The following is a 24,345-nucleotide window of genomic DNA, read 5'->3' as shown; positions in this document are numbered from 1 at the left end:
TGCCGCAACTTGTGCTATATGGCAAGTCACAAGCCGATTTTCAAAGGCCGCACTGCAAAAGAATCGTTTTTAGCTATCCATTCAAAGAATGGCACGGGCAGCAGGGCTCGAACCTACGACCTGCGGTTTTGGAGACCGCCGCTCTACCAACTGAGCTATGCCCGTATGCGCATGTCGGCGCAGCAGGCGCTTCCTAAAAGCTTCCGCGCGCTCTGTAAAGAGCGACGTGCGCTACCCGGCCTTCATCTTCGAAAGTCCAAGCGTCCTCCCGGCCATTTCCCGTCGATCCGTTGATTGTTGACGATCAAGCCGACCCAGGGACGCACGATTTTCGGGTCGGTCAGATTGATATATTTTCCAACCAGCCCTTTCGCACCCTCGCGCCGCATCGATGAGCCCCTCGCGCACGCCATCATGCCAATCGAACAGCAGGTAAACCCTCTCTCCCGCCGTCTTCACCTCGCCCCGGCCGGACTTCCATTTATCCTCGGTATCGCCCGGGATCGTGGGATCAGCACCGCCGTTCCATCGGCTGGACCAGCTGCCTTCGATGGTGTCGTTGCGGTCGCGGTCGCTTTCGGTGCCCCATGCCTCGGCATTTTCATCGCTTGGAGTTCCCTCCAGTTTCACGCCGGCGGCGAACGCCGACACCTCCTCGTCGTCGGGAGTGGGGACGTCCATGAAGCCAAACGGATTTCGGATTCCGCGGTTGCTGTCAGAATTTGCTTTGCTGTCCGATCCCATCGCAGGCCTCCGGTTTTTCAGCACGGCCCCCCGCCAGCCACGGCGGCCTCAAACCGTTCCAGCCTGGCGGACGAACCATTCACCGCCACCCATTTCCCGCAAATCGGGTCCTGGCGGCAGGGTTTTCGACCGATCGCGCCCCGGTCAGTCTCCCGAAGGCGCCTTGTAGGGGCCGCCCGGCACCCCCCAACCCCAGGCCGGCATTGGTTCGCTCTCGGGATCGCAGGTCGGGCCCTTGTTGGAATTCATCCTGGCCAGCCGCGATCCCCATTCGACATAGGCCATGAAGGCCGAGCGGAATTCGGGATCGTCAGGCAACCCGATCTCGTCGGCGGCGTCGGCGAGAAGGTTGATCCAGCGCCGGCGCTGCTCCTCGGTCAGATGCTTGCCGAGATGGTGCATCACCATCTCGCGATGGCCGCCGTGCTTTTCGCTGTAGGTTTTCGGTCCACCAAAAACTTCGCCGATGAAAGCCGCGACGTGAGCGGGATGATCCGGCGACATATGCTTGAACACCGGCCCGACGATGGGGTCCCGAGAGACGCTGTCGTAGAAGGTCTGGGTCAGGCGGTTCAGCGCTTCGGAGCCGCCGGCCCATTCAAACAATGTCGGGACATCCTGGCTCATTCGCGATCCCTCCCATGCTGGTCTTCAACCGCGCTGGACGATAGCGGAAACATCGAGCGCCGCTCAACCTGCCTCGATGGGCAGTGCAAGGTTGCGCTAAAGCTTCGCCGGCGTCTCTGCCTCGGCGCTGGCGGACGGCAGAACGCGGCAGTTGTCGGGCTTCGGCGACGACTTGCAGATGGTGGCGCCCGTCAGCGCGTCCACCGATTGCGGCCCCGTCATCAGTCCAACCTTCAGCATTAGGTCGGGTTCGAGCTGGCGCTCGACCGAGCGCTGCTCGAGCGCGGCGAACAGACCGGGACCAATCGCCATGTCCTCGAGATAGGGCTTAATTATCTGCTGCTGTCCCATCAGGTACATGCCGAGCCGCGCTTGCGGACCGACAAACCGTCTGACGCCGCCGGCAAGCATGAGCGCGCAGGCCGAATCGCATGCCGCTCCCGAATCGACGGTCAGGCCGGCATAGGCGCCCTCTTTAGCCAAGCAACTCCACTCTCCCGGGTCGCAGCCAACGAAATCGGTGCGGGCGACGGCGATGTCGAGCTTCTTTTCGTGGATAAGTCGCCCCACCGCCAGAGCACTGAACAGGTCGCCTCCTTGTGAGCTGACCACCACCGGCAGCCGTCGGTTGCCAAGCATGGCGAGCAACTGGCGCAGCTTCTGCGGGGTCTGAGGCGCAATCGCGCCTTCCGCCGAGATCCATTCCGGGCAGTTGGGATTGCACAGCGGATTGCTTCCGCGAACCACAACGAAGCGCATCTCCGGCGCCCCATTCCCTGGCGCTGCCTCGACCGGCTGGGTAGGTGCCACCTTCGCCGGCTGAGAAAGTGGGACTTGAGCCGGTTGAGAAGGTCTGGCCTTAGCATCGATCGCTGCCACCTCGGCCGGCTTGGCATTCGCAGGGATTTCCTTGCAGTTCGCCGGCGCCGGGCTCCGCCGGCATATGGCTGCTTCCGTCAGGATGTCGACGGACTCGAGGCTGGTGACGAGCTTCATCGCCAGCATATCTCCCGGCTTGATCTGCCTTATATCGCTGGCTGGCGTTGCCTTCATGATATCCAGCACGCCCTTATCAATACCCATCTCCTTCAGATAGGCCGATAGCCGCCTCTCCAGCGGCTTGTTCATCTCGTAGGTCTTGTAGCTGCCGGCGTCTCTTCGGCTGACGATCCGGGTGAGGATCTTTTTCTTGCCCTTCACCATGCGATAGGTGGTGCGGTACAGCAGTTTCGTCCGGATGTAGGTCGTGGTGATCTGATGAACGCCGAGAAAGGCCCATTCGCCTACCACGCGCCGCGTTCCGCCGGCAAACATCAGCGGACAGGCGGAATTGCAGATGGCGCCGCTGGCATAGCTGAACCCGAAATAGGCCGCGCCCTTGCCGTCATTGGCCCGGCAATTCTTCATCTGCGGCTCGCAGCCGTAAAACATCGTCGCGCCGACAGCGATATCGAGCTTGTTCTTGCGGATCATACGGCCGAGTTGAAGCGCTGCATCGACATTGCCGCCCGGAGAATTGACGACGATCGGCAATTTGCGGCCACCAAGCGTCTTCAACGTGCGTTTGAGCAGGGCGGGCGTGCCGGCTTCTATGGTGCCTTCCGCCGAGATCCATTCCGGGCAGTTGGGCTCACAGCCCGGCGCGGTGCTGCGCACGACAACAAACCGCATCGTCGGACCAAGATCGGGCGTGGTTTCTGATATAGCTGCCGCCAGGGCATCAGCGTACCCCGCAATGAGCAACGACACCAGGCAGATCAGCCCTAGCGACCACCATGCCTGACTATGCAAACGGCGCCATGGAACCATTCGGGCAGCCCCCTCGATGCAACCTATACTAGTTATGGCAGAGGCGCTTGCAACAGGATTTGAAGCAATGCGGTTAATCCATTGCCAGAATATCAGAATCAAAAAGGGCGGCCCGAAGACCGCCCCTTTGCATCCGATCTCAACCGGCAGCGCCGGCGATTACTCTTTGATGGTGACGACGATGCCGGCACCGACGGTGCGGCCGCCTTCACGGATGGCGAAGCGCAGCTTCTCTTCCATGGCGATCGGCACGATCAGCTCGACATCGACGGTGATGTTGTCGCCCGGCATCACCATCTCGGTGCCTTCCGGCAGCGACACGATGCCGGTCACGTCCGTCGTGCGGAAATAGAACTGCGGACGGTAGTTGGTGAAGAACGGCGTGTGACGGCCGCCCTCGTCCTTGGTCAGGATGTAGGCTTCGGCAACGAACTTCTTGTGCGGCTTGACGGTGCCGGGCTTGGCCAGGACCTGGCCGCGCTCGACGCCTTCACGGTCGACACCGCGCAGCAGCGCGCCGATGTTGTCGCCGGCCTGGCCCTGGTCGAGCAGCTTGCGGAACATCTCGACGCCCGTGCAGGTCGTCTTGGTGGTCGGACGGATGCCGACGATCTCCAGCTCCTCGCCGACCTTGACGACGCCGCGCTCGACGCGGCCGGTCACAACCGTGCCGCGGCCCGAGATCGAGAACACGTCCTCGATCGGCATCAGGAACGGCTTGTCGAGCGGACGAACCGGCGTCGGGATGTAGGCATCGACCGCAGCCATCAATTCGCGGATGGCGTCCTCGCCGATCTTCTTGTCGCTATCTTCAAGTGCGGCAAGCGCCGAACCCTTGACGATCGGAATGTCGTCGCCGGGGAACTCGTTCTTGGTCAAAAGCTCACGCACCTCGAGCTCAACCAGCTCGAGCAGCTCGGCGTCGTCGACCTGGTCGACCTTGTTCAAGAACACCACGATCGAGGGCACGCCGACCTGGCGGGCGAGCAGGATGTGCTCGCGCGTCTGCGGCATCGGGCCGTCGGCGGCCGACACCACCAGGATCGCGCCGTCCATCTGCGCGGCACCGGTGATCATGTTCTTCACATAGTCGGCGTGGCCGGGGCAGTCGACATGGGCATAGTGGCGGTTGGCGGTCTCGTATTCGACGTGCGCCGTCGAAATGGTGATGCCGCGCGCCTTCTCTTCGGGCGCCGCATCGATCTGGTCATAGCGCTTGTATTCGCCAAAATACTTGGTGATCGCCGCCGTCAGCGACGTCTTGCCGTGGTCGACGTGACCAATCGTGCCAATGTTCACATGAGGCTTAGTGCGCTCGAATTTACCTTTTGCCATAGTCTCTTTCCTTGGACGGCCTGGGGACGGCCTGGACCTTCAGTTCAGTCGAATGCGGGGCGATTAGCGACTAAGGCCGAAAAACACAAGTGCCTTGTCGCCGAGCGCGCTCGCCCGGCCCGAACGCGTGATCCGGTTTCGGAGAATGTGGCGTGGATATAGGAACGAACAAGGGCAAATGGAATGGTTACGGCGGCGGCTGACGGCTTTGCCGGATTTACAGCCGGATCTGGCCCATTGCCGCCCTGGCGCCGGTCTGATTTCGTGGGCCGATGCATTTCATCCCGACTGCCATACGAGGCCCGCTGTTCATGGTCGTTTCGACCGGGTCCTACATTGTCAACGACACGATGATGAAGCTCGCAACCGCGGGACTGCCGCCCTATGAGGTGCTGTTCCTGCGCGGCGCTGCGGCAATATTGTGGGGCATTCCGCTGCTGTTCATGCTGGGCTACGGCAAGCAGATCCCGCTGATCCTAGACGCTAAGGTTTTGCGCAGGAACCTGCTCGAACTGGGTGCGATCCTTTGCTACGTGGTGGCGCTCGCCAACATGCAGATCGCCGATTCGACCGCGCTCGGGCAGATCACGCCCTTGCTGATGCTGGTCGGCTCCTCGATGCTGTTTGGCGAACGGATCGGCGGGGTACGCCTGGCGCTGATCGGGCTCGGCTTTGTCGGCGCGGTGATGGTGGCACAACCGACAATGCAGGGGATTTCGGTCTATGCCCTGCTGGCGCTAGGCAATGCCGCCCTGTCCGCGGCGCGCGATCTGGCCGGACGCAAGGTCGCCGCCGACGTGCCGGGAATGGTCGTCGCTATTTCCGCGGTGATTGTGGTGCTCGCGGGCGCCGGGGCAGCTCATTTGCTTTCCGAGCAGTGGGTGGTGCCTGAAATCCGTCACCTGCTGCTGATGGGCGGCGCCGGACTGTTCCTGATCTTCGGCCACTTCTTCATCTTCATGGCCTATCGCGTCGGGCCGACCAGCGTGGTGGCGCCGTTCTACTATTGCTTTACCGTCTGGGCGGTGATTTCAGGCTTGGTGGTATTCCGGCAGCTCCCGAATGCGCTGGCCATCTGCGGAATCCTGCTGGTGGTGGCCAGCGGGTTGACCATCGTCTCGCTCGACGAGCGCAAGCGCCGGTTGACCGTCGTCGCTTGAAACTGAAATCGGCCTGCACAATGGGAGGAGCGCGTGACAAGCCCGGATGACAACCAGAATTCACGCAACCGCAGGCTTATCGGAAAATGCCTGTGCGGCGCCGTTCAGTACGCGGTGGCGGACGCGTTCGTCTATGCCGCGAACTGCCACTGCTCGAACTGCCGGCGCACCACCGGTTCGGCGTTCAAGCCATTCGCCGGCATCGAACGCGACAGGCTGAGCCTGACCAGGGGCGAGGACAATCTCACGATCTTCGGCGATGAAACCGCCCATGACGCGCACTGCCGGACTTGCGGCTCGTTGCTCTATTCCGTGGTCCGCGACGGTGCCTTCGTGCATGTCGCCATGGGAACCATCGTCGACGAGCCGACCATCCGGCCGACGCAGCACATCTTCGTCGGCTCGAAGGCGAAGTGGTTCACGATCACCGACGATCTGCCGCAATACAGAGAACACGCGGTCGCCGGAGATGCCGGCGAATAGCTGACCGTTAGAAAACGCTCAACCAAATTATCGTTTCGTTTTCGCGTCGGCCGCCAACGAAACTATACTGTGCTCCGTTACTGAACTTATGTCGCGGGGATTTCTGTGGCATTGCCGCCCGACTGGTTGCCCAATGTTGCGATGAAGCGCGTCATTTGCCACTGGACGGCCGGCTCGCATTCGGCCGGCGATACCGACAGGGATGCGTATCACATACTGGTCGAGGGGAATGGCCGCCTGGTCAGGGGCCGGCCTTCGATCGCGCTCAATTCAGGCCGGGTAAAACCGGAATATGCCGCGCACACGCTCAACTGCAACGGCGGCTCGATCGGGGTTTCGCTCTGCTGCATGGCCGGGGCGGAGGAAAGGCCGTTCGATGCCGGCCGCTATCCGATGACCAGGGCGCAGTGGGACGCGATGACCGCGGTTGTCGCCGAACTCTGCAAATACTACCGCATCAAGGTCACGCCCAAAACGGTGCTGTCGCATGCCGAAGTCGAGAGCAATCTCGGCATCGAGCAGCGCGGAAAATGGGATTTCACCCGGCTGCCCTTCGATCCGACGATCAGCGGCGCAAGGGCCTGTGGCGAGCGGCTGCGCCGCGACGTGACGGCGGCAATGGGCGCGATGCCAAATCTGCCGGTGAGGATTGGGCGCGATGCAGTATGGCAGCGATTGCTCGAGGAATTATGGCCGATCATGGTGAGAGGGCTGGAAGCCGGCCTCAACACGCTGATCCGCGAAATCCTCAAAAGGATCAGATAGGCGGTCGGCATTCGGGTGAATGCCGACGCAATTGCCGAGCGGCTTCTACAGAGCCCTCTTGCCGCTGAACTGGTGATAGGCCCACAGGACCACCACGGCACCGACCACGGCGACGATCAGGCTATAGATGTTGAGCCCGGTAACGCCCGACGCTCCAAAGGCGCTGAAGATGAGCCCGCCGACGATGGCGCCGACGATCCCAAGCACGATATCGAGCACAAGGCCTTGCCCGCTTTTATTGACGATCTTGCTGCCTATGAAGCCGGCGATGACGCCGAGAATAATCCAGCTTAATATTGACATTTTTCCTCTCCGTTCCCCGCACCCGATTACTTCCACATTATTAAGCAAAGCTCAAGCCAACTTGAAAATCATGATTACGGAAAGCTCAAACCGGCTTGAAATTCGCCATGGATGCGTCATTGTTGGAGACGGACGGGCAATTTGACATGGAGATCCACAATGGGACTGTTTGACAATGCCGTTCCCGGCGGCAACGTCGCCAAGCCGCTGATGATCGCGCTCGGCGCACTTTTGGTGGGAAAAATGCTGAGCGGTGGAAGTTCCGCCCAGACGGAGGCAGCGCAAAGCCCTGCCCCCGTCCCGCCTGATACAACCCCATCCGCCGATGGCGGCCTGCTCGGCGGTCTGGGCGGCCTGCTCGACAAACTGAAGGACGCCGGCCACGGCAACGTTGCCAATTCGTGGGTCGGTACCGGTCAGAACCAGCCGATCAACCCCAGCGATCTGGGCAGTGCCCTCGGCCCGCAAATCATTCAGGAGATCGCGCAAAGGACGGGCCTGAACCAGCAGGATCTGCTCAAGCAATTGTCCGCGGCCTTGCCCGGGCTTGTCGACCAGCTGACGCCGAACGGGCAAGTGCCGCAGCAGAACCAGCTCGCGTCCATATTCAGCAAATTCGCGAGCTGACACCTGTCGCCCAACGCCGCCTGCGGTTCGGGACAACGACATGCGTAAAACACGGATTAAAGTTCGTTGCGCGTCCGTCTGGACGCGCAACGAATACTTTGAACTATCGGCAAAGCGCTTCGCTTGGGGCTGCCTGCTTCGGCATCGTGCGCGAGGTGCGCCGCGGCTTGGGGGAAATCTGGAGCGGGTAGCGGGAATCGAACCCGCATATTCAGCTTGGAAGGCTGCTGCTCTACCACTGAGCTATACCCGCGCCTTTCAGTCAAGCATCGGATCCGCTCCGACGCTCGCTCTGCGTTTCAGGGCTTCCGGGCCGGCAGTGGTGGAGAGGGTTGGATTTGAACCAACGTAGGCATAGCCAACGGATTTACAGTCCGTCCCCTTTAACCACTCGGGCACCTCTCCAGTCTGCCGCCGGAGCCATGCAACGAGGCATCGACGCGTCGCGGCCGCCTGAGCAGCCCTTCCGCGAAGCGCCTTATGGCGGCAGCGCCCAAAACTGTCAACCGCAACAGCCCGGCAAAAAGCGCTGAATTTCGCACCTCGCCTGACAAGCAGCGCCTCCGGCTGTATCCATGGCCGGACGACACGGCTATAGAAGCCGGCCATGAGCAACGACAACAAATCGAAGACCCCTAAAGACACCCACTACGCCAAGCTGCGCCGCGCGCATCGCGACGAGAAGAGCGGCGGCGCGCCTGCGTTCAGGCCACGCCAGCCGGTGCCGCCCGGCGAGAACCCAGCGGATGGGCTGGTGCGGCTCTATGGGCTGCACACGGTGCGAGCGGCGCTCGACAATCCGCGCCGCAAAATCAAGAAGATGCTGGTGACGCGCAATGCTGCCGAGCGGCTGGCAATCGCCGACCTTGGCGCTTTGCCCTTCAAGGCGGAGTTGGTCGAACCCAGGGACATCGACAAGGTCACCGGCTCGGATGCCGTACACCAGGGCGTGGTGATCGAGGCCGAGCCGCTGAAACCGAAACGCCTCGATGCGCTCGGCGACACCAGGCTGGTGCTGGTGCTCGACCAGATCACCGATCCGCACAATGTCGGTGCGATCCTGCGCTCGGCGGTGGCTTTCGGCGCCGGTGCATTGATCACCACGGCGCGCCACAGCCCGCAGGAATCCGGCGTGCTGGCGAAGTCGGCCTCCGGCGCGCTCGAGCATATCGACCAGATCGAGGTGAAGAACCTCGCCGATGCGCTGGAGCAGCTGCACGAGGCCGGCTTCCAGACCATCGGGCTGGATTCGGACGGTCCGGCGGAGCTCGAAACGAGCTTTTCGGGAGAGAAGATCGCATTGGTGCTGGGCGCCGAAGGCAAGGGCCTGCGCCAGAAGACGCGCGAGACGGTGACGACGCTGGCCCGGCTCGACATGCCCGGCGCCATCCGCTCCCTCAATGTGTCGAATGCCGCGGCGGTGGCGCTTTATGCGGCGAGGCGGTGGTTCGCGCGCGGCAAATAGGGCGCAATGCATGTCATTGGATTTTGCCGTTCTCAATCCAGATGGACATATCGATCGATGCGTATCGGTAGGTCCCTCTGCGCATCATGAAATCGTGTCAATCGCAAACCAAAACGCGTTTGAATTCATACTGAAATTCGAAGATTTCTATGAGGACGTCACTCTTCCGATCGAATCCCTACCTTCCTTGACCAAGCAAGTTGAGGCACTTGTGCGAACTGAAGGAATGTCGGAGGAATCCAAAGATTTTCTGAAACGTTTTGCCGATCTCATACGCTATGCGGTCGAAAGAAGTCGGCCCATCGAAGGTATTGCAGACTAATTCACCTCACTCTCACCCAACCTCGTGGCCAGCCATCCGCTCCAGTGCCCTGACCAGTGCCGAATGGTCTTCCTTTGCTCCACCGTTCGCCACGCAAGAGTTGAACAATTGCTGCGTCATCGAGGTGTTGGGTAGTGCTACGCCCAGCGCCTTTGCCCCTTCCAGCGCCAGGTTAAGATCCTTCTGGTGGAGTTCGATGCGGAAGCCGGGCGCGAAGCTGCGCTTGATCATGCGCTCGCCATGCACTTCCAGGATGCGCGAGTTTGCGAGCCCGCCCATCAGCGCCTGCCTGACCTTGGCCGGGTCGGCGCCGGCTTTCGATGCAAAAACCAGCGCTTCGGCGACGGCCTCGATAGTCAGCGCAACGACGATCTGGTTGGCGACCTTGGTGGTCTGTCCGACGCCGTTCGGTCCGACCAGAGTGATGTTCTTGCCAAGCTTCTCGAAGATGGGCCTGGCGCGTTCGAAGGCTTTTTCCTCACCGCCGACCATGATGGTCAGCGACGCCGCCTTGGCGCCGACCTCGCCGCCCGACACCGGCGCATCGAGATAGTCGCAGCCGACATTGTTGATCTTTTTTGCGAATTCCTTGGTCTCGATCGGCGAGATCGAGCTCATGTCGATGATCAGCTTGCCTCTTGTCAGCCCGGACGCGACGCCGTTTTCGCCGAACAGCACGTCGGCGACCTGCGGCGTATCCGGAACCATGGTGATGACGATGTCGGTCGCGCGGGCAACGGCATCATGGCCGGTGACGGTCTTTAATCCCCTGGCGACGAGATCGGCCGGCGGCTTCGAGCGGTGGTCGCTGGCGACGACCTGATAACCGGCGTCTAGCAAATGCCCCGCCATCGGCGCACCCATGATGCCGAGGCCGATGAAGCCGATTATGTCCATGTTTTTCTCCGTTTCTTGTTAAGGGGGCGTTCCTGCGCGCCCCCCCTCTGGCCTGCCGGCCATCTCCCCCACGAGTGGGGAGATCGGCAGTTGCCGCGCCGGCCCTTAAACGTTCCCGACCTCGAAAATTGGCGAAAGCGGCGGTGACATTCAATCTCCCTCCTTGTGGGGGAGATGCCAAGTTTTGGCAAAGAGGGCAGGCCAGAGGTGGGCGCGAAGGAACGTGACGTGCGACACGTAGCGTCTATGCCGCCGCACTCCCCTGCCCGGCCGCGTCCCGAAACCACCCGAGCCCGGTTTCCGTTCCGCCCTTGGGCTTGTACTCCGCACCGACCCAGCCGGCATAGCCGATGCGGTCGATGTGGTTGTACAGGAAGGGAAAATTGATCTCGCCCGTCCCCGGCTCATGACGGCCGGGATTATCCGCAAGCTGGATATGCGCGATGCGGTTGAGGTTTGCCTCTATGGTACGGGCGAGATCCCCCTCCATGATCTGCATGTGATAGATGTCGTATTGCAGGAACAGGTTCTTCGATCCGACGCGGTCGATCAGGGCCAGAGCCTGGTCCGAGTAATTCAGGAAGAAGCCCGGAATGTCGCGGGTGTTGATCGGCTCGATCAGCAGCCTGATGCCGGCCTGCTCCAGCTTTTCGGCCGCGAAAGCCAGGTTCTCGGCGAAGACGTCTTCCAGCACGGAGCGATCGACGCCTTGCGGCGCGATGCCGGCGAGGCAGTTGACCTGCTCGCAGCCAAGCGCATGGGCATAGGTGACGACCTTGGCAATGCCCTGCCGGAACTCCGGGATGCGGTCGGGCAGGATCGCGATGCCGCGCTCGCCCTTGGCCCAGTCGCCGGCAGGCAGGTTGAACAGGACCTGCGTCAGCCCGTTCTTCTTCAACCTGGCCGCGACGACATCCGGCGCATGGTCATAGGGGCCGATATACTCGACGCCCTTGAAGCCCGCGCGGGCGGCGGCATCGAAGCGGTCGAGGAAGTCATGCTCGTCAAAGAGCATCGAAAGATTGGCTGAGAACCGTAGCATGGCAGTAGTTCCTCATATGCGGCTTAATCGAGCATGACGATCGCCGTGGGGGCATCTTCGTGATGTTCGGCTAGCTCCTCGAATTCGGTGATCTTGTCGATTTCGGTACCCATCGAAACGTTGGTGACGCGCTCGAGGATGAATTCGAGCACCACCGGAACCTGGTACTTGTTCATCAGGCGCTGCGCCTCCTTGAACGCGCCGGCGAATTCCTCCGGCCGGCGCACCCTGACGGCCTTGCAGCCCATCGCCTCGGCAACGGCGACGTGGTCGACGCCGTAGCCCGCCTCTGGATCGCCCTGTCGATTGACGTTCTCGAAGGCGAGACTGACTTCGAAGTCCATCGAAAATCCGCGCTGCGCCTGGCGAATCAGCCCGAGATAGGCGTTGTTCACGACGACATGGATGTAGGGTAATCCGTGCTGTGCGCCGGCCGCCAGTTCCTCGATCATGAACTGGAAATCATAGTCGCCGGACAATGCCACAATTGTGCGGTCCGGATCGGCGGCGCGAACACCGAGGGCTGCCGGCAATGTCCAGCCGAGCGGGCCGGCCTGGCCGCAATTGATCCAGTTGCGTGGCTTGTAGACGTGCAGGAACTGCGCACCGGCGATCTGCGACAGGCCGATCGTGGTGACATAGGTGGTGTCGCGGCCAAACGCCTTGTTCATCTCCTCGTAGACGCGCTGCGGCTTCAGCGGCACCTGGTCGAAATGGGTCTTGCGCTTCATCGTCTTCTTGCGCTGCCGGCATTCGCCGGCCCAGCCCGACCAGTCGCGCAATTTCCCGGCCGTCCTCCATTCGGTGGCGACGTCGAGCAGCATTTTCAGCGCCGCACCGGCGTCCGAGACGACGCCGAGGTCCGGTGCGAAGACCCGGCCGATCTGCGTCGGCTCGATGTCGACGTGGATGAATTTCTTGCCCTTGGTGTAGACGTCGACCGAACCGGTGTGGCGGTTGGCCCAGCGGTTGCCGATGCCGAAAACGAAATCGGCTTCGAGCATCGTGGCATTGCCATAGCGGTGCGAGGTCTGCAGCCCGCACATGCCGGCCATCAGGCGGTGGTCGTCGGGGATCGCGCCCCAGCCCATCAGCGTCGGAATGACAGGCACGCCGGTGACCTCGGCGAACTCGATCAGCAGATCGGACGCATCGGCGTTGATGATGCCGCCGCCGGCGACGATGACAGGCTTTTCCGCCGCGTTCAGCATCGTCAACGCCTTCTCCGCCTGGGCGCGCGACATTGCCGGCTTGAACGGCACCAGCGGCTCGTAGGCATCGATGTCGAACTCGATCTCGGTCAGTTGCACATCGACAGGCAAATCGATCAGCACCGGCCCCGGCCGCGACGAGCGCATCAGATGAAACGCCTTCTGCAACGACATCGGCACCAGATAGGGTTCCATGACGGTGACCGCCCATTTGGCGACGGGTGCGGCGATCGCCGCAATGTCGACGGCCTGAAAATCCTCCTTGTTGAGACGCGCGCGCGGCGCCTGCCCGGTGATGCAGAGGATGGGAATTGAATCGGCAGCGGCCGAATAGAGGCCGGTGATCATGTCGGTGCCGGCAGGACCCGAGGTGCCGATGCACAGACCGATATTGCCCGATCTGGCGCGGGTAAACCCTTCGGCCATATGCGAGGCCGCCTCGACGTGACGCGCAAGGATGTGGCGGATACTGCCCCTCGCCTTCAGTGCCGAATAGAGCGGGTTGATCGCAGCACCCGGCACGCCGAAGGCACAGGAGATGCCTTCCATTTCGAGAACGAGAACCGCTGCGTCGACTGCGCGCATCCTGGCCATGTCAGCCTCCACGGAATTGTTGATAGCCGATGATGCCAGCGCACCAATGATTTTTCAATTTTTTCAGAATATTTTTCCATTTCTAGAAAACGGCTCTTCTGGATTGAATTGATTTGACTTTCTGTTTTCCACGAATTCACTTCGCAAATCGGCGAAAAACTTTTTCATTGCCTGTTTGGGCGAACAGAGCGAAGAATGGCCCGATGGAAACCACCGAAAAACGCCAGCGCGGCCGGCCGCGCGCCTTCAACGGGCCGTCCGAGGCCGCTTCGGTCCAGTCGCTAGACCGGGCGCTGCGCATCCTGGCAATCGTTGCCGATGGCAGTGGCCTGTCGCTGAGCGAGATCGCCGCCAGTTCCGGCCTGCCGGCATCCACCGCCTACCGCATGCTGACGACGCTGGAGAACCATGGCATGGTCGAGTTCGACGGCACCGACCAGCTGTGGTCGATCGGCGTCGAGACCTATCGCATGGGCGCGGCGTTCCTGCGCCGCCGCAAGCTGGTCGACCGCGCCCGTATCGTCATGCAGGAGCTGATGGAGAAGACCGGCGAGACCGCCAATCTCGGCGTCGCCGAGGACGATTGCGTCGTCTTCGTCAGTCAGGTCGAGACGCACCAAGCGATCCGCGCCTTTTTCCGGCCGGGCACGCGCAGCTCCTTCCATGCCTCGGGTATCGGCAAGGCGGTGCTGGCGCATCTCGAGCCGGAGCGCGTCGCCACCATCCTGCGCCGGGCCGGGCTGGAGCGCTTCACTGAAAATACGCTGTCCGACATCTCGGCGCTCGCTCGCGACCTGGTGACGATCAAGCTGCGCGGCTGGTCGGTAGACGACGAGGAGCGGCATCCGGGCATGCGCTGCGTTGCCGCCGCCATCTTCAATGAATTCGGCGAGCCGATCGGCGGCGTTTCGGTCTCCGGGCCGACAGTACGGGTCACGCCGGAACGGCTGGCCGAGATCGGCCCGCTTGTGCGCGATGCGGCGGCGGAGGTGACGAGGATGATCGGCGGGCTGCCGACCCCTCCCGGCCTTGGCAGCGAGCCGAGCGCATGGCAGCGCTGACCGGCGCGGAATGGTGCGACATCTGCCAGGATGGCCAGAGCTAGGCCCCGGGCACCGCGCTCTTGGTCGATAGGTCGTAGAAATCAAGCAGCATCGCCAGCCCAACTCCGCAGGCGGTGAAGATGAGGCCGGCAATGAAGATACGATTGGCGCGTTCATAAACGCGCCGTTGTAGAGACGTTATGTCGAGCAGCAACCGCAGCGCTCGTATCTGCAGGGCAATGCCGATCAAAATCGGCGCGACGGCGGCCAGGTGATAGATTTCCCATGGTATCGGGTTGGCGGCCCAATGCGTGATGAAGCCCAGCGAGAACGCCAGCAGGATGCCGACGGTGGTGATTGTGCCGTTGCGGAAAACCGTCTCGATCGGCTCTTCGTTCGGATCGTGCTCGCCCAAGCGCCCTCCCCCTGTTTCGGTATCGGTGCAGATTAGGCTGTTGGGAAATCGCTGTACATCGGCAAGAGTGTTGGCGAATGCTGAAGCGGCATCCGATCTCGCCTTAAGTGGGCGATGTTCGACAGGACAGAGAGGCTGACGGAGCGCGGCTTTATTCCAGCTTGGGTTCCTCGCCCCACGGAAGTGGGGAGAGGTGGCGCGGCGAAGCCGCGACGGAGAGGGACCGCGCCCTACGAAGGCCCCCTCTCCGGCCGCGGAGCCTGTCCTCGGGCTTGCCGAAGGCAAGACCCGTGGGCGGCCACCTCTCCCCCGCTTCGCGGCGGGCGAGGAACCCAGGTCCTAAGAGGTCGGAGGAACAACCCCTCTGCCCTGCCACTCAGACACACAGAAAAAGGGGCAATGGGCGCCCCTTCTTCCGGTTGCCTGAAACGGTCACCTCCTCTCAAAATTGGCAGTAGTGGCTCTCAAAGTCGGCAGCGATGACGATAACCGTCGTAGCCGACATAGGTGTCCGAGTACGGGTCGTAGCTCTGGTAGCGATTGAGGCAGCGCCGGACGTGCCACGAGCCGCCGCCTTCCTCGATATAGACAGTGCGCGGCTGGGCCAGCGCGCTGCCGAGCAGGAAGCCGCCGACACCTGCGGCAATGCCGATGCCGAGGTGCTTGTGCTTGTGATGGGCGGCCGACGGCTGAACGGTGCCGACCAGCATGGCGGCGGCGACAGTGGTGGCGACGAGGCCGGAAATGATGGTGCGCTTGAACATGACGATCTCCTTGTTGTGGGAGGCGATCCAACCGCCTCTTGACCATCAGTCGTCGCAACAAGGAAAAAGGTTCGAAGGCCCTTTTGGATTTTTTTCGAAGGGAGAAATCGCCTGGTCGAAGCAAGGTGGCGGTCATCCGCGCGACCACGAACGGTCGCGCCGTCGACAGTTCACCGGAACAACCGGCAGGCCTCAGCCCATGCCGGTGATATGGCGAAGCCAGAAGGCGAGCGCGATGAAGCCGATGATGGTGGTGACGCCGGTCCAGTCGATATTGGCGTGCTTCAGGTCCTTGATGAGCTTCACCAGGAGAACCCAGGCCACGACGACGAGCGGGAGAATGATGACAAACCTGATCATGCGACTGCCTCGCTGATGCGATTGCACCTTCGATCAAATATAGGAAGCGAATTGGCCGTTTTCAGGACGCCCCGGCGGCAGAACCGGCGCGTTCACGGCAGCCGAAAACGGAGTTTTGTCTTTACTGGCGCATCAGATATGCTAACCGGAGCGCCGTGCCCTTGTAGCTCAGCTGGTAGAGCAGCGGTTTTGTAAACCGAAGGTCGGCGGTTCGATTCCGTCCGGGGGCACCAGCAATCAACGGCTCCTTGCGAGGACTTCTCAACGGGCATCGATATCTGGTCATCCCCGATTTCCACAGGGTCGGGCCGTCAAGAGCGGTGGCACATCAATTCAAACGCATATAACTGCATCGGAAACCATGGGAGTTTCCGTTGGAGCAGAAACGCACGACCGCCCCCTTCATCAACGGCATATTTGGCGGATTTATCGTCTTCGCCTTCGCGTTCGGTTTCCGTTTCCTGCTAAGTCCCGATCCCGATCCAACATCAAGAGCAACGACAAGCCTTTCAGTACTGGCCTTCGCCATTTGTTTCGGCGCAGCCTTCCTGCGCGAGCACCGGCGCCAGATTGCCGCCGCCAGAGAATATCTAAGCCGCCCAAGAACGTTTTAGGGCCACGCGTTCCGTCCCCGTCGGGGAACCACAAACCTCGCGTGAAATTGCCGGCTTAATCTGATGCCAGATTGCGCTTTGGCATCTCCTACCAGGAGACGCCGAGCCTATTCGTGTCTCGCCCCTACAGGGCCATCATTTCGGCCCCTCTCCGGCTCCGGGCCATTTAACAGCATTCGATTAAATTGCCCCTGTGTATATTAGCGCTCGCTCAATTAAGCGCGCCGACAATGTCGGTGCGGCGGGCCAAGAACCAAAGGGTGTTGTCATGCGAAGTGATTTCGCCGCGGCGCGCGAGCTTTTGGAGTGCGCACAAAACCGCCTCTGCGGCGCGGATGAAACGAGCCGACGCGTCAACGAGGCCCTCGACGCGCTGATTGAAGAAATAGCCATCGCGGAATTCCGCAAGGCGCCACTGACGGTCGTGCCGTTTCCGCGAGCGCGGCCGCCTAAGCATGTTCGGTAGAGCGCTGATCGCCCGCGTTGACGAAGAGCCGGCAACTGGTGTTTCCGCAATCGCCCGTTGGAGCGTCGTTGAACGACCAAGCCTTTGACGATAGAGTTGCCGGGCAGTGGTGCTCTGAAACTCCGGAGCCGATCCATGTCACGCTGTGGAGATGTCTACGAGAACAAGGTGACCGGCGAATATGCGGTCATCCTGCGTGGCACCGAAGACCGCGGCCAGGGACCTGGCATCGCTCATCTGACCGCCCGGCCGGGAGCCGCAGTGGTGGGCGAGCACTTCCACCCGAATCTGACGGAACGGTTTACCGTCCTCCGTGGCCGTCTCGACGCTTGCATCGCCGGGAAGACTTTGTCCCTGGGGCCTGGCCAATCCGCCACGGTCGAAGCAGGCGTCGCACATGATTGGTGGAACAGCAGCAAAACCGAAGAAGCGCATGTCCTGGTCGAAGTCGACCGGGCGCCAGGTGCGGACAATGTCGACCCGAACCGTTTCGAGCTGCTGATCGGCATGCTCTTCGGCCTGGCCAATGCCGGCAAGGTGGACAGAAAAGGTAGACCTTCGCCGCTTCAGGCAGCAGTCATCGCCAGAGAATTTGCCGACGTGATCGTCTTCACGCACCCGCCACCTGCGATTCAGCGAGTGGCGCTGGGGATCCTGGCGCCACTCGGCCATCTGCTTGGCTATCACGCGATCGACCCCGTCTACTGCAAGCCGCACGGGCATGTCATGCCGGCTCCTGAAATCCTCGCTCGAGCAGGCCTAACGGCTGGGTGATCCGGGTCCATACTAGGCGCCCGGCATTTTTATCGGCAGCCATACATAGGACTCACGGCAAGCTCTATGAAGCACTCGCGACCTGACCGGATATCGCGGCCCTGTCGAACGTGTTTCTCACCCTGACCGACTTGTAGACGTAGGCGACCCAGATCCCGGTCAGGACAAAAGAAACTGCGGGCATTACCAGCCCCGCCCCTGCAAGCACCAAGCTCACAGGAGCGCTCATAACCGCTGAGATCCACACCGTGTCCAGAATAAATACGATTGGTATTGCAAACCATTGATACAGGAACAGCTGCCTGAAGCGGGAACTCCGCCGGAGCATTGCAACGAACACAACCACCTGGAGCACCAGAAACGCCAGCAACAGGGCAATCTCGCCGTAGACCGCCAAGGCGCCGTTGGGGAGCGTCATTAGCTGTCGATAGCCCTCGCGTGATACCCTTTTAGGTTGTATCAGATTTTTCAACCTCAACTCAAGAGGCAACATCGAAAAGGAAGCGCTGCTTGCAAGACCCGTCAACACTATATTTCTGGCACGATGCTATTTCCGGCAGGATGCTGCCATGTCGCGAACTCTGATCGTCGTTGGTCTCAGCATAGTTGCCTTAGGCCTGCTGTGGCCTTGGTTGGCCCGGACCGGCCTTGGCAGGCTGCCCGGCGATATCGTGATCGAGCGTGAGAACTTCAGGCTTTATGTCCCTATCACCACGGGGATACTGGTCAGCATCGTGCTCTCGGCCATTCTATGGCTGATCAACCGTTAGGCGATGCTCCGGCTGCGGCGATTTGTGTTGCAGGCCCAACTCGCCCTTGATCTTCTTACACTCCGATCGCCGCCACCAATATCCTGTTCTGCCTGCGTATCGCCGTGCGCAGTTCGGCAATCCTCGCCTCCTCGCGCTTCACGAATTCGATGAACATCATGTTCATGTTGTTGAAGATGAGTTCGCCGAGCGCCGGCCCGTCGATGTCGCGGCGCACCAGGCCGAGCGCCTGCAGGCGGACGATCAGCGCGCGGATTTGCTCGGTCAATGCCCGGTCGAGCGCGGTATAGGCCTGGCCGAACGGGCTGTCGGGCAGTTGCGTCGAGATCGCCATCGCCTGCCGCCACATCTCCTTGCTGAGGTAATGCAGCGAATGCTCGATATAGATGCCGAGCAGCGTATCCAGCGCGTCGCCGACATTGGCCGGCGGGTTGGCGACGACGCCGCGCCCGGCATTCAGCACCTCGTTGACCTCCATCGAGACGATGGCGCCGAGGATGTCGCCCTTGTTCTGGTAGTAATTGTAGATGGTGCCGACCGAGACTTCGGCCTGCGCGGCGATGGTCTCGATCTTGGCGCCTTCATAACCGGCATCGCGGAAAAGCGCCGCCGCTGCCTCGATGATGCGGCGGTGCCGATCCGCCTTCTGCCTTGCCCGCAATCCGCTCATAGCGGCTGTTTGCCACAAAAACAGAATTGACTCAATTTTAGAATTGGTTCAATTTTTTCCTACAAGCCAAAAAGGCAAGGGAGAACACTCGATGTCCGTCAATCCAAAGACCACCAATCCAACCGCCAGGAATCCGCTTTCCGTTCTGAAGAGCCATCTCCAAGGCGCCTGTGCCGCGGCAGCACTGCTGCTGGCGGCGGGCAGCCTCGCTCAGGCGCAGGATCTCAACGCACTGATCTGGTGCGATCACGCCGATCCGGCGCTGCTGCAGCCGTTCGAGGAGGCGAACGGCGTCAAGGTCAATGTCAAGGAGTTCGAAGGCACCGGCGCCGGCCTGGCCATCATCGATCAATCACAGCCCGGCGATTGGGACGTGATGGTGATCGACAGCATCGACGTACCGCGCGGTGTCGAAAAAGGCCTGTTCGAGCCGCTACCGGAAGACAAGCTGCCGCTGGTCGACCTGTTTCCGCAGGTGAAGATGGATAGCTCCACCGTCGTCGACGGCAAGCGTTACGGCATCACCGAAAAGTTCGGCTACAACACGATCGGCTACAACAAGACCAAAGTCGACCCGGCCGACATGCAGTCGATGGCGGCGCTGACCGGCGACAAATACAAGGGCAAGATCGCCATCTACGATTATTACCTGCCGGTCATCGGCATGGCCGCACTGGCGATCGGCAAGAAGACGGCGGAACTGACCGAAGCCGACCTTCCCGCCATCAAGGAAGAGCTGCTCAAAATGAAGGCCAACGCCAAGCTGGTCGGCGAAGTGACCGCCAGCCAGACGGCGCTGGCGACCGGCGAGGTCGACATTCTGGTCGGCGGCGGCGAATGGGTGACGGCGGGGCTGGCCAAGGAAAACCCTGCCCTCGACTTCTCTATCCCGAAAGAAGGCGCCGTGCTGTGGTCGCAGTCGCTGGCAATGTTCAAGGATTCCAAGAACAAGGAGCTGGCGCTTAAATTCATCCAGTACATTATGAGCCCCGAAGGCCAGGCGCGGCTCGCCACCTCGTCCTGCTATTGGGGCATGCCGGCCAACAGCAAGGCGGCCCTGAGCGATGAGCAGAAGAAGATCCTGCGCTTCGACGAGCAGCCGGAATTCCTCGCCCGCGCCCAGTCCTATCCGGCGCCGAATGCCGATCTCGACAAGAAGATGCAGGACGTCTGGACCGAAATGCTGCAGGCGCAATGACCGGCTGCCGGTCGTGAGCGTTGCGGCAAAGAGCCCCCTGCCCTGGGCGCTGGTCGCGCCGGCGCTCGGCTGGACGTTGCTGTTCTTCGTGCTGCCCTTCGTCGCCATGGCGGTATCCAGCCTGACGGCACATGAAGGCGGCGGCTTCACGCTGTCCAACTACAGCCAGTTCTTTGCCAATCCGTCCTACGGGCAGGCGATGGTGAACTCGCTGCAGGTCACAGCGATCGTCACCCTGATCTCGGTGCTGCTTGCCTATCCCTTTGCCTGGATTCTGGCCGAACAGGTGCCGGAGCGCTGGCAGCGGCTGGCGCTGATGCTGGCGGTGCTGCCGTTCTGGACCTCCTATGTCGTGCGCTCCTATTCGTGGCTGCTGGTGCTGGCACAGAACGGCGTCGTCAACCGCGCGTTGACCGGCTCCGGCCTGTTCGGCGAACCGCTGCAGCTCGCCAATACGCGGTTGGCCACCATCACCGGCTTCGTGCATTTCTTCGTCATGCTGTTGACGCTGACGATCTTCGCCAATCTGAAGCAGCTCAGCCCCAGCTACCGGAAGGCCGCCGCCGACCTCGGCGCCGGGCCGCTGCGGACTTTCCTGCATGTCGTTCTGCCGCTGACGCTGCCTGGCATCATGGTCGGCGCCTTCCTCACCTTTGTGCTGTGCATCGGCGACTACATCACGCCGCAGATCCTCGGCGGCAACAACGAGCTTTTGATGCCGCAGCTCGTCATGATGCAGATCGGCCGGCGCGGCGACTTTCCGCTCGCCTCGGCGCTGTCGATCATCCTGATGGCGGTGGTCACCATCGCCTACCTCGCCTGCGCCCGCTGGCTGAAGATCGAGCGGGCCTGACCATGCGCGCTTTCATCCGCCTCGTCTCCGGCCTTTACGCCATCGCCATCTACGGCTTCATCTTTCTGCCGGTCATCGTTCTGGTGCTGTTTTCGCTGCAGGCAACCTCGTTTCCGATCCCGCCCTTCACCGGGCCGTCGCTGCGCTGGTACGAGGCCGTGCTCGCCGACACGCGGCTGACTTCGGCGCTGGTCAATTCGCTGCTGGTGGCGGTCGTCTCCTCGACTGTCGCCGTCACGCTTGGCTTTCTCTCCGCCTGGGGTTTTGCGCGCTTCGCCTTGCCGGGCTCGGGCCTGATGCGCGGGCTGATCACCTTGCCCTTGACCGTCAGCTATCTCATCATCGGCATGGGGCTGCTGGTGCTGTTCAACTGGGCCGGCGTGCCGAAGTCGCTCACTGCCGCCGGCATCGGCCATGTGGTGATCAACCTGCCGCTCTGCTTTGCCATCGTCTACAGCCAGATGGGCGACCACCAGATCAACATCGAGCGCGCCGCGCGCGACCTCGGCGCGCCCGAATGGAAGGTGCTGCTTTTGATTACCGTACCCGTTATGGCGCCGGCGCTCTTCGCCGGTTTCTTCCTGTCGATGACCTTCTCCTGGGACGAGTTCGTCATCTCGTTCCTGTTGACGCGCTTCGATACGACGCTGCCGGTCGAGATCTGGAACCTGCTGCGCTCCGGCCTCAATCCGAAGACCAACGCCGTCGGCTCGCTGGTCTTCGCCGTCTCCATCGTACTGGTGGTATTGTTCGAGCTGATGCTGTTGCGGAGGAAGCCGGCATGAGTGCGCCACTGGTCGATATAAGCTCCGTCTCGCATCGCTTCGGCCAGCACACGGTGCTGAAGAACGTCTCGCTGACGATCGAGCCGGGCAGCTACACGATCCTGCTCGGGCCGTCCGGCTCCGGCAAGACGACGCTTCTGTCCATCCTCGGCGGCTTCGTCACGCCGAGCGAAGGCAAGGTGCTGATCCGCGGCGAGGACTGCACTGCCGTGCCACCGGCGAAGCGGCCGACGACGACCGTGTTCCAGGATTATGCGCTGTTCCCGCATATGAGCGTTGGCAACAATGTCGGCTTCGGGCTGCGCATGCGGGGTGTCGATGGCGCAACCCGGGCAGCAAGGGCACGCGAGGCGCTGGCGCTGGTTGGGCTGGCCACTGCCTTCGACAAGAAGCCGCACCAGCTTTCCGGTGGTCAGCGGCAGCGCGTGGCGCTGGCGCGCGCCCTGGTGGTCGAGCCGGCGGTGCTCCTGCTCGACGAGCCGCTCGGCGCGCTCGACCTGAAATTGCGCCGGCAGATGCAGGACGAGTTGAAGGCGATCCAGAAACGCGTCGGCACCGCCTTCATCCACGTCACCCATGACCAGGAAGAGGCGATGGCGCTGGCCGATCATTGCGTGGTGATGAACGACGGGCGCATCGAGGACGAAGGACCGCCCGAGCGCGTCTATGCACGGCCAGCGACGCGCTTTTCCGCGACTTTCATGGGCGAAAGCACGCTGTTATCGGGAACGGTGACCGAGGCGAAGAGCGGCAAAGTCACCGTCACCACGAAGCTTGGGTCGCTCTCTTTGCCCGGCACATTGCCGGCCGGCTCGACCGTTGCGCTGGCCGTCCGGCCGGAGCATCTTGTTCTCGGCGCTGCCGGCGGTGCTGTGGCGCTCGGTACGGCCAAGGTCAGCGACGTCGTCTTCCAGGGCAGCTTCAAGCGTGTGCTGGGGACCTCCACGACCGACCCGGCGCTGCACTTCATCGCCAAGGTTCCCTCGGCATCGGCCGTCCAGCCGGGCGACGTGGTCGCGGTATCGTGCGATGCTGGCGACATCATCCTGCTTGCGGACCAAACATGAGCACGCTTCCAATCATCGACGCTCCTAACTGGTACGAAACTATCCGCATGGGCGATGGCGTGACGCTGATCCACGAGCCGTGGATCAAGCCGTTCTTCCGCTGCAACATCTGGCATGTGCGCGGCCGCGACCGCGATCTTCTGTTCGACACCGGCCTCGGCCATTTCAGCCTGCGCCGCCACGTGCCGCTGGTCACGGAGCGCAAGCTCACCTGCGTGGCCAGCCACACGCATTTCGATCATATCGGCTGCCATCACGAATTTCCCGACCGCTGCGTGCACCCGGCCGAGGCCGAAATCCTCGCCGATCCACGCAACGAATGGACGGTTGCCGACCGCTATGCCACTGACGAGATGTTCGACGGCATGCCGCAAGGTTGGGACACGAAGCGCTACCGGATCCTGCCCGCACCAGCCGGCCGGTTGCTCGAGCAAGGCGACATCGTCGATCTCGGCGACCGTGCCTTCGAGGTCATCCATACGCCCGGCCATTCACCCGGCGGCATTGCGCTCTACGAAAACAGGACGGGCATCCTGTTTTCCGGCGACATCATCTATGACGGCCCGCTGATCGACGACGTCTATCACTCCGATATCGACGATTATGTCGAAACGCTGCTGCGCATGCGCGATCTCGATGTCTCGGTCGTTCACGGCGGCCATTTCCCGAGCTTCGGCAAAGTCCGCTATCGCCAGCTTGTCGACGAGTACCTCGCGCAAAAGCGCCAGGCCGGCTGCCATCTGTTGCAAGCCCGATAAGCACTGGCGCTGTGGCGTCAAAGCGCCCTTTGCGGACAGGGTGTCCCCGCCGCGTCGCCGCAGCGTGAGGCCGTGGGCTCGGGTCTAAAGCTCTTTTCCTCCGACTGGCGCACCAGTTCCGCGAAAGCCAGGGCAAAACTTGCCAGCATCAGGAAGACAATAATCAAGCGTGCCAGCGGCAATAGATCGGCCTCGACTGGTTAGCCCCCACGCCGCCCGTCCGCTGCCGGCTAACATGATCGATCCGGCTTTACGAGAGTTTAAGGCGAGTCTTAACCATCACATCATTTTGTCCTCCGACATGATGCGCGAGTGCGGCTTGTTTGGTCGCCATCGCCAGGCACCTCCCTCCCTTTGCAGAAATGCCCACCCATGCTAACCCGGCGCTGGCGCGGCCCAGCAACCGGTCGCCGCCAATCGGTCG

General features: G+C 61.8%; 29 protein-coding genes and 4 tRNA genes. 17 read left to right on the top strand and 16 right to left on the bottom strand.

All coding sequences use genetic code 11. From position 1 onward, the window contains the following. Positions 1-89: 89 nt before the first annotated feature. From NKJ91_RS23630 to tuf, 5 genes are all read right to left on the bottom strand, one after another. A tRNA-Trp gene (locus tag NKJ91_RS23630) sits at positions 90-165 on the bottom strand. Between the two features lie 66 nt (positions 166-231). Continuing rightward, positions 232-744: a hypothetical protein gene (locus tag NKJ91_RS23625; protein WP_352457480.1), complete on the bottom strand. Its 513-nt coding sequence runs from the start codon at positions 742-744 to the stop codon at positions 232-234. Positions 745-888: 144 nt separating this feature from the next. Then, positions 889-1,371, bottom strand: a complete 483-nt coding sequence (locus tag NKJ91_RS23620) for a group II truncated hemoglobin (protein WP_352457479.1) — start codon at positions 1,369-1,371, stop codon at positions 889-891. 96 nt (positions 1,372-1,467) lie between these two features. After that, positions 1,468-3,180: a COG3904 family protein gene (locus NKJ91_RS23615; RefSeq protein ID WP_352457478.1), complete on the bottom strand. Its 1,713-nt coding sequence runs from the start codon at positions 3,178-3,180 to the stop codon at positions 1,468-1,470. 159 nt (positions 3,181-3,339) lie between these two features. Then, on the bottom strand, positions 3,340-4,515 hold the full coding sequence (gene tuf, locus NKJ91_RS23610; protein ID WP_254817137.1) for an elongation factor Tu: 1,176 nt from the start codon (positions 4,513-4,515) through the stop codon (positions 3,340-3,342). 272 nt (positions 4,516-4,787) lie between these two features. On the opposite strand from tuf, the gene NKJ91_RS23605 reads away from it, so the two are divergent. The 3 genes from NKJ91_RS23605 to NKJ91_RS23595 all read left to right on the top strand — a co-directional run bounded on the left by NKJ91_RS23605 (position 4,788) and on the right by NKJ91_RS23595 (position 6,923). Beyond that, on the top strand, positions 4,788-5,675 hold the full coding sequence (locus NKJ91_RS23605) for a DMT family transporter (protein WP_352457477.1): 888 nt from the start codon (positions 4,788-4,790) through the stop codon (positions 5,673-5,675). A gap of 33 nt (positions 5,676-5,708) precedes the next feature. Further along, positions 5,709-6,158: a GFA family protein gene (locus tag NKJ91_RS23600; RefSeq protein WP_352457476.1), complete on the top strand. Its 450-nt coding sequence runs from the start codon at positions 5,709-5,711 to the stop codon at positions 6,156-6,158. Between the two features lie 105 nt (positions 6,159-6,263). Then, complete coding sequence (locus NKJ91_RS23595) at positions 6,264-6,923, top strand: peptidoglycan recognition protein family protein (RefSeq protein ID WP_352457475.1); 660 nt, start codon at positions 6,264-6,266, stop codon at positions 6,921-6,923. 45 nt (positions 6,924-6,968) lie between these two features. On the opposite strand, the gene NKJ91_RS23590 is transcribed toward NKJ91_RS23595, so the two are convergent. After that, complete coding sequence (locus NKJ91_RS23590) at positions 6,969-7,226, bottom strand: GlsB/YeaQ/YmgE family stress response membrane protein (protein ID WP_023717513.1); 258 nt, start codon at positions 7,224-7,226, stop codon at positions 6,969-6,971. A 159-nt stretch (positions 7,227-7,385) separates the two neighbouring features. Here NKJ91_RS23590 and NKJ91_RS23585 point away from each other — a divergent pair, with 159 nt between their 5' ends. Further along, positions 7,386-7,853, top strand: coding sequence for a YidB family protein (locus NKJ91_RS23585; RefSeq protein ID WP_352457474.1), 468 nt, complete (start codon positions 7,386-7,388; stop codon positions 7,851-7,853). A 179-nt stretch (positions 7,854-8,032) separates the two neighbouring features. On the opposite strand, the gene NKJ91_RS23580 is transcribed toward NKJ91_RS23585, so the two are convergent. Both NKJ91_RS23580 and NKJ91_RS23575 read right to left on the bottom strand, forming a co-directional pair. After that, a tRNA-Gly gene (locus tag NKJ91_RS23580) sits at positions 8,033-8,106 on the bottom strand. Between the two features lie 67 nt (positions 8,107-8,173). Further along, positions 8,174-8,258: transfer RNA gene (locus tag NKJ91_RS23575), tRNA-Tyr, on the bottom strand. Between the two features lie 202 nt (positions 8,259-8,460). Here NKJ91_RS23575 and rlmB point away from each other — a divergent pair. Both rlmB and NKJ91_RS23565 read left to right on the top strand, forming a co-directional pair. After that, complete coding sequence (gene rlmB / locus NKJ91_RS23570; protein WP_352457473.1) at positions 8,461-9,318, top strand: 23S rRNA (guanosine(2251)-2'-O)-methyltransferase RlmB; 858 nt, start codon at positions 8,461-8,463, stop codon at positions 9,316-9,318. A gap of 10 nt (positions 9,319-9,328) precedes the next feature. Then, positions 9,329-9,640, top strand: coding sequence for a hypothetical protein (locus tag NKJ91_RS23565; RefSeq protein WP_352457472.1), 312 nt, complete (start codon positions 9,329-9,331; stop codon positions 9,638-9,640). A gap of 12 nt (positions 9,641-9,652) precedes the next feature. Here NKJ91_RS23565 and NKJ91_RS23560 read toward each other — a convergent pair whose 3' ends face one another. From NKJ91_RS23560 to gcl, 3 genes are all read right to left on the bottom strand, one after another. After that, a complete protein-coding gene (locus NKJ91_RS23560; RefSeq protein WP_352457471.1) occupies positions 9,653-10,537 on the bottom strand; it encodes a 2-hydroxy-3-oxopropionate reductase in 885 nt (294 codons plus the stop codon). Between the two features lie 244 nt (positions 10,538-10,781). Continuing rightward, positions 10,782-11,579, bottom strand: coding sequence for a hydroxypyruvate isomerase (gene hyi, locus NKJ91_RS23555; RefSeq protein ID WP_352457470.1), 798 nt, complete (start codon positions 11,577-11,579; stop codon positions 10,782-10,784). A 23-nt stretch (positions 11,580-11,602) separates the two neighbouring features. After that, entirely contained in the window at positions 11,603-13,384 is a 1,782-nt protein-coding gene (gene gcl / locus NKJ91_RS23550) for a glyoxylate carboligase (protein ID WP_352457469.1), read from the bottom strand. Between the two features lie 203 nt (positions 13,385-13,587). On the opposite strand from gcl, the gene bhcR reads away from it, so the two are divergent. Then, positions 13,588-14,445 (top strand): HTH-type transcriptional regulator BhcR, encoded by an 858-nt coding sequence (bhcR, locus tag NKJ91_RS23545; RefSeq protein ID WP_352457468.1) that lies wholly within the window; start codon positions 13,588-13,590, stop codon positions 14,443-14,445. Between the two features lie 40 nt (positions 14,446-14,485). On the opposite strand, the gene NKJ91_RS23540 is transcribed toward bhcR, so the two are convergent. The 3 genes from NKJ91_RS23540 to NKJ91_RS23530 form a co-directional block, all read right to left on the bottom strand. Further along, positions 14,486-14,842, bottom strand: a complete 357-nt coding sequence (locus NKJ91_RS23540; protein ID WP_352457467.1) for a hypothetical protein — start codon at positions 14,840-14,842, stop codon at positions 14,486-14,488. A gap of 464 nt (positions 14,843-15,306) precedes the next feature. Then, positions 15,307-15,606: a BA14K family protein gene (locus NKJ91_RS23535; RefSeq protein WP_352457466.1), complete on the bottom strand. Its 300-nt coding sequence runs from the start codon at positions 15,604-15,606 to the stop codon at positions 15,307-15,309. Positions 15,607-15,798: 192 nt separating this feature from the next. After that, positions 15,799-15,966 (bottom strand): hypothetical protein, encoded by a 168-nt coding sequence (locus tag NKJ91_RS23530; RefSeq protein WP_352451069.1) that lies wholly within the window; start codon positions 15,964-15,966, stop codon positions 15,799-15,801. Between the two features lie 157 nt (positions 15,967-16,123). Between NKJ91_RS23530 and NKJ91_RS23525 the strand changes: the two genes are divergently transcribed. The 4 genes from NKJ91_RS23525 to NKJ91_RS23510 all read left to right on the top strand — a co-directional run bounded on the left by NKJ91_RS23525 (position 16,124) and on the right by NKJ91_RS23510 (position 17,820). Beyond that, positions 16,124-16,199: transfer RNA gene (locus tag NKJ91_RS23525), tRNA-Thr, on the top strand. A 141-nt stretch (positions 16,200-16,340) separates the two neighbouring features. Beyond that, complete coding sequence (locus tag NKJ91_RS23520) at positions 16,341-16,580, top strand: hypothetical protein (protein WP_352457465.1); 240 nt, start codon at positions 16,341-16,343, stop codon at positions 16,578-16,580. Positions 16,581-16,848: 268 nt separating this feature from the next. Next, positions 16,849-17,046: a hypothetical protein gene (locus tag NKJ91_RS23515; RefSeq protein ID WP_084641813.1), complete on the top strand. Its 198-nt coding sequence runs from the start codon at positions 16,849-16,851 to the stop codon at positions 17,044-17,046. Positions 17,047-17,181: 135 nt separating this feature from the next. Beyond that, positions 17,182-17,820: a cupin domain-containing protein gene (locus NKJ91_RS23510; RefSeq protein WP_352457464.1), complete on the top strand. Its 639-nt coding sequence runs from the start codon at positions 17,182-17,184 to the stop codon at positions 17,818-17,820. Positions 17,821-17,884: 64 nt separating this feature from the next. Here NKJ91_RS23510 and NKJ91_RS23505 read toward each other — a convergent pair whose 3' ends face one another. Then, a complete protein-coding gene (locus tag NKJ91_RS23505) occupies positions 17,885-18,346 on the bottom strand; it encodes a DUF2569 family protein (protein WP_352457463.1) in 462 nt (153 codons plus the stop codon). A gap of 43 nt (positions 18,347-18,389) precedes the next feature. Between NKJ91_RS23505 and NKJ91_RS23500 the strand changes: the two genes are divergently transcribed. Then, on the top strand, positions 18,390-18,590 hold the full coding sequence (locus tag NKJ91_RS23500) for a DUF2905 domain-containing protein (RefSeq protein ID WP_352457462.1): 201 nt from the start codon (positions 18,390-18,392) through the stop codon (positions 18,588-18,590). A 55-nt stretch (positions 18,591-18,645) separates the two neighbouring features. Here NKJ91_RS23500 and NKJ91_RS23495 read toward each other — a convergent pair whose 3' ends face one another. Then, positions 18,646-19,260 carry a TetR/AcrR family transcriptional regulator gene (locus NKJ91_RS23495; RefSeq protein WP_023679909.1) on the bottom strand — a complete coding sequence of 205 codons (615 nt, stop codon included), beginning with the start codon at positions 19,258-19,260 and terminating at the stop codon, positions 18,646-18,648. A 91-nt stretch (positions 19,261-19,351) separates the two neighbouring features. On the opposite strand from NKJ91_RS23495, the gene NKJ91_RS23490 reads away from it, so the two are divergent. From NKJ91_RS23490 to NKJ91_RS23470, 5 genes are read left to right on the top strand one after another with little or no spacing between them, the layout of a single operon-like run. Then, positions 19,352-20,458 carry a polyamine ABC transporter substrate-binding protein gene (locus NKJ91_RS23490; protein ID WP_352457461.1) on the top strand — a complete coding sequence of 369 codons (1,107 nt, stop codon included), beginning with the start codon at positions 19,352-19,354 and terminating at the stop codon, positions 20,456-20,458. Positions 20,459-20,471: 13 nt separating this feature from the next. Beyond that, positions 20,472-21,311: an ABC transporter permease gene (locus NKJ91_RS23485; protein WP_352457460.1), complete on the top strand. Its 840-nt coding sequence runs from the start codon at positions 20,472-20,474 to the stop codon at positions 21,309-21,311. A gap of 2 nt (positions 21,312-21,313) precedes the next feature. Further along, positions 21,314-22,096 (top strand): ABC transporter permease, encoded by a 783-nt coding sequence (locus NKJ91_RS23480; protein ID WP_352457459.1) that lies wholly within the window; start codon positions 21,314-21,316, stop codon positions 22,094-22,096. Further along, positions 22,093-23,163, top strand: a complete 1,071-nt coding sequence (locus NKJ91_RS23475) for an ABC transporter ATP-binding protein (protein ID WP_352457458.1) — start codon at positions 22,093-22,095, stop codon at positions 23,161-23,163. The genes NKJ91_RS23480 and NKJ91_RS23475 overlap by 4 nt, the downstream gene beginning before the upstream one ends. Continuing rightward, positions 23,160-23,921, top strand: coding sequence for an MBL fold metallo-hydrolase (locus NKJ91_RS23470; protein ID WP_352457457.1), 762 nt, complete (start codon positions 23,160-23,162; stop codon positions 23,919-23,921). The genes NKJ91_RS23475 and NKJ91_RS23470 overlap by 4 nt, the downstream gene beginning before the upstream one ends. Positions 23,922-24,345: the final 424 nt, after the last annotated feature.

Source organism: Mesorhizobium sp. M0040 (genome assembly GCF_040323505.1).
Lineage (GTDB): Bacteria > Pseudomonadota > Alphaproteobacteria > Rhizobiales > Rhizobiaceae > Mesorhizobium.
Note: the sequence above shows the minus strand (reverse complement) of the source record. Positions and strands in the feature narration are given on the sequence as shown.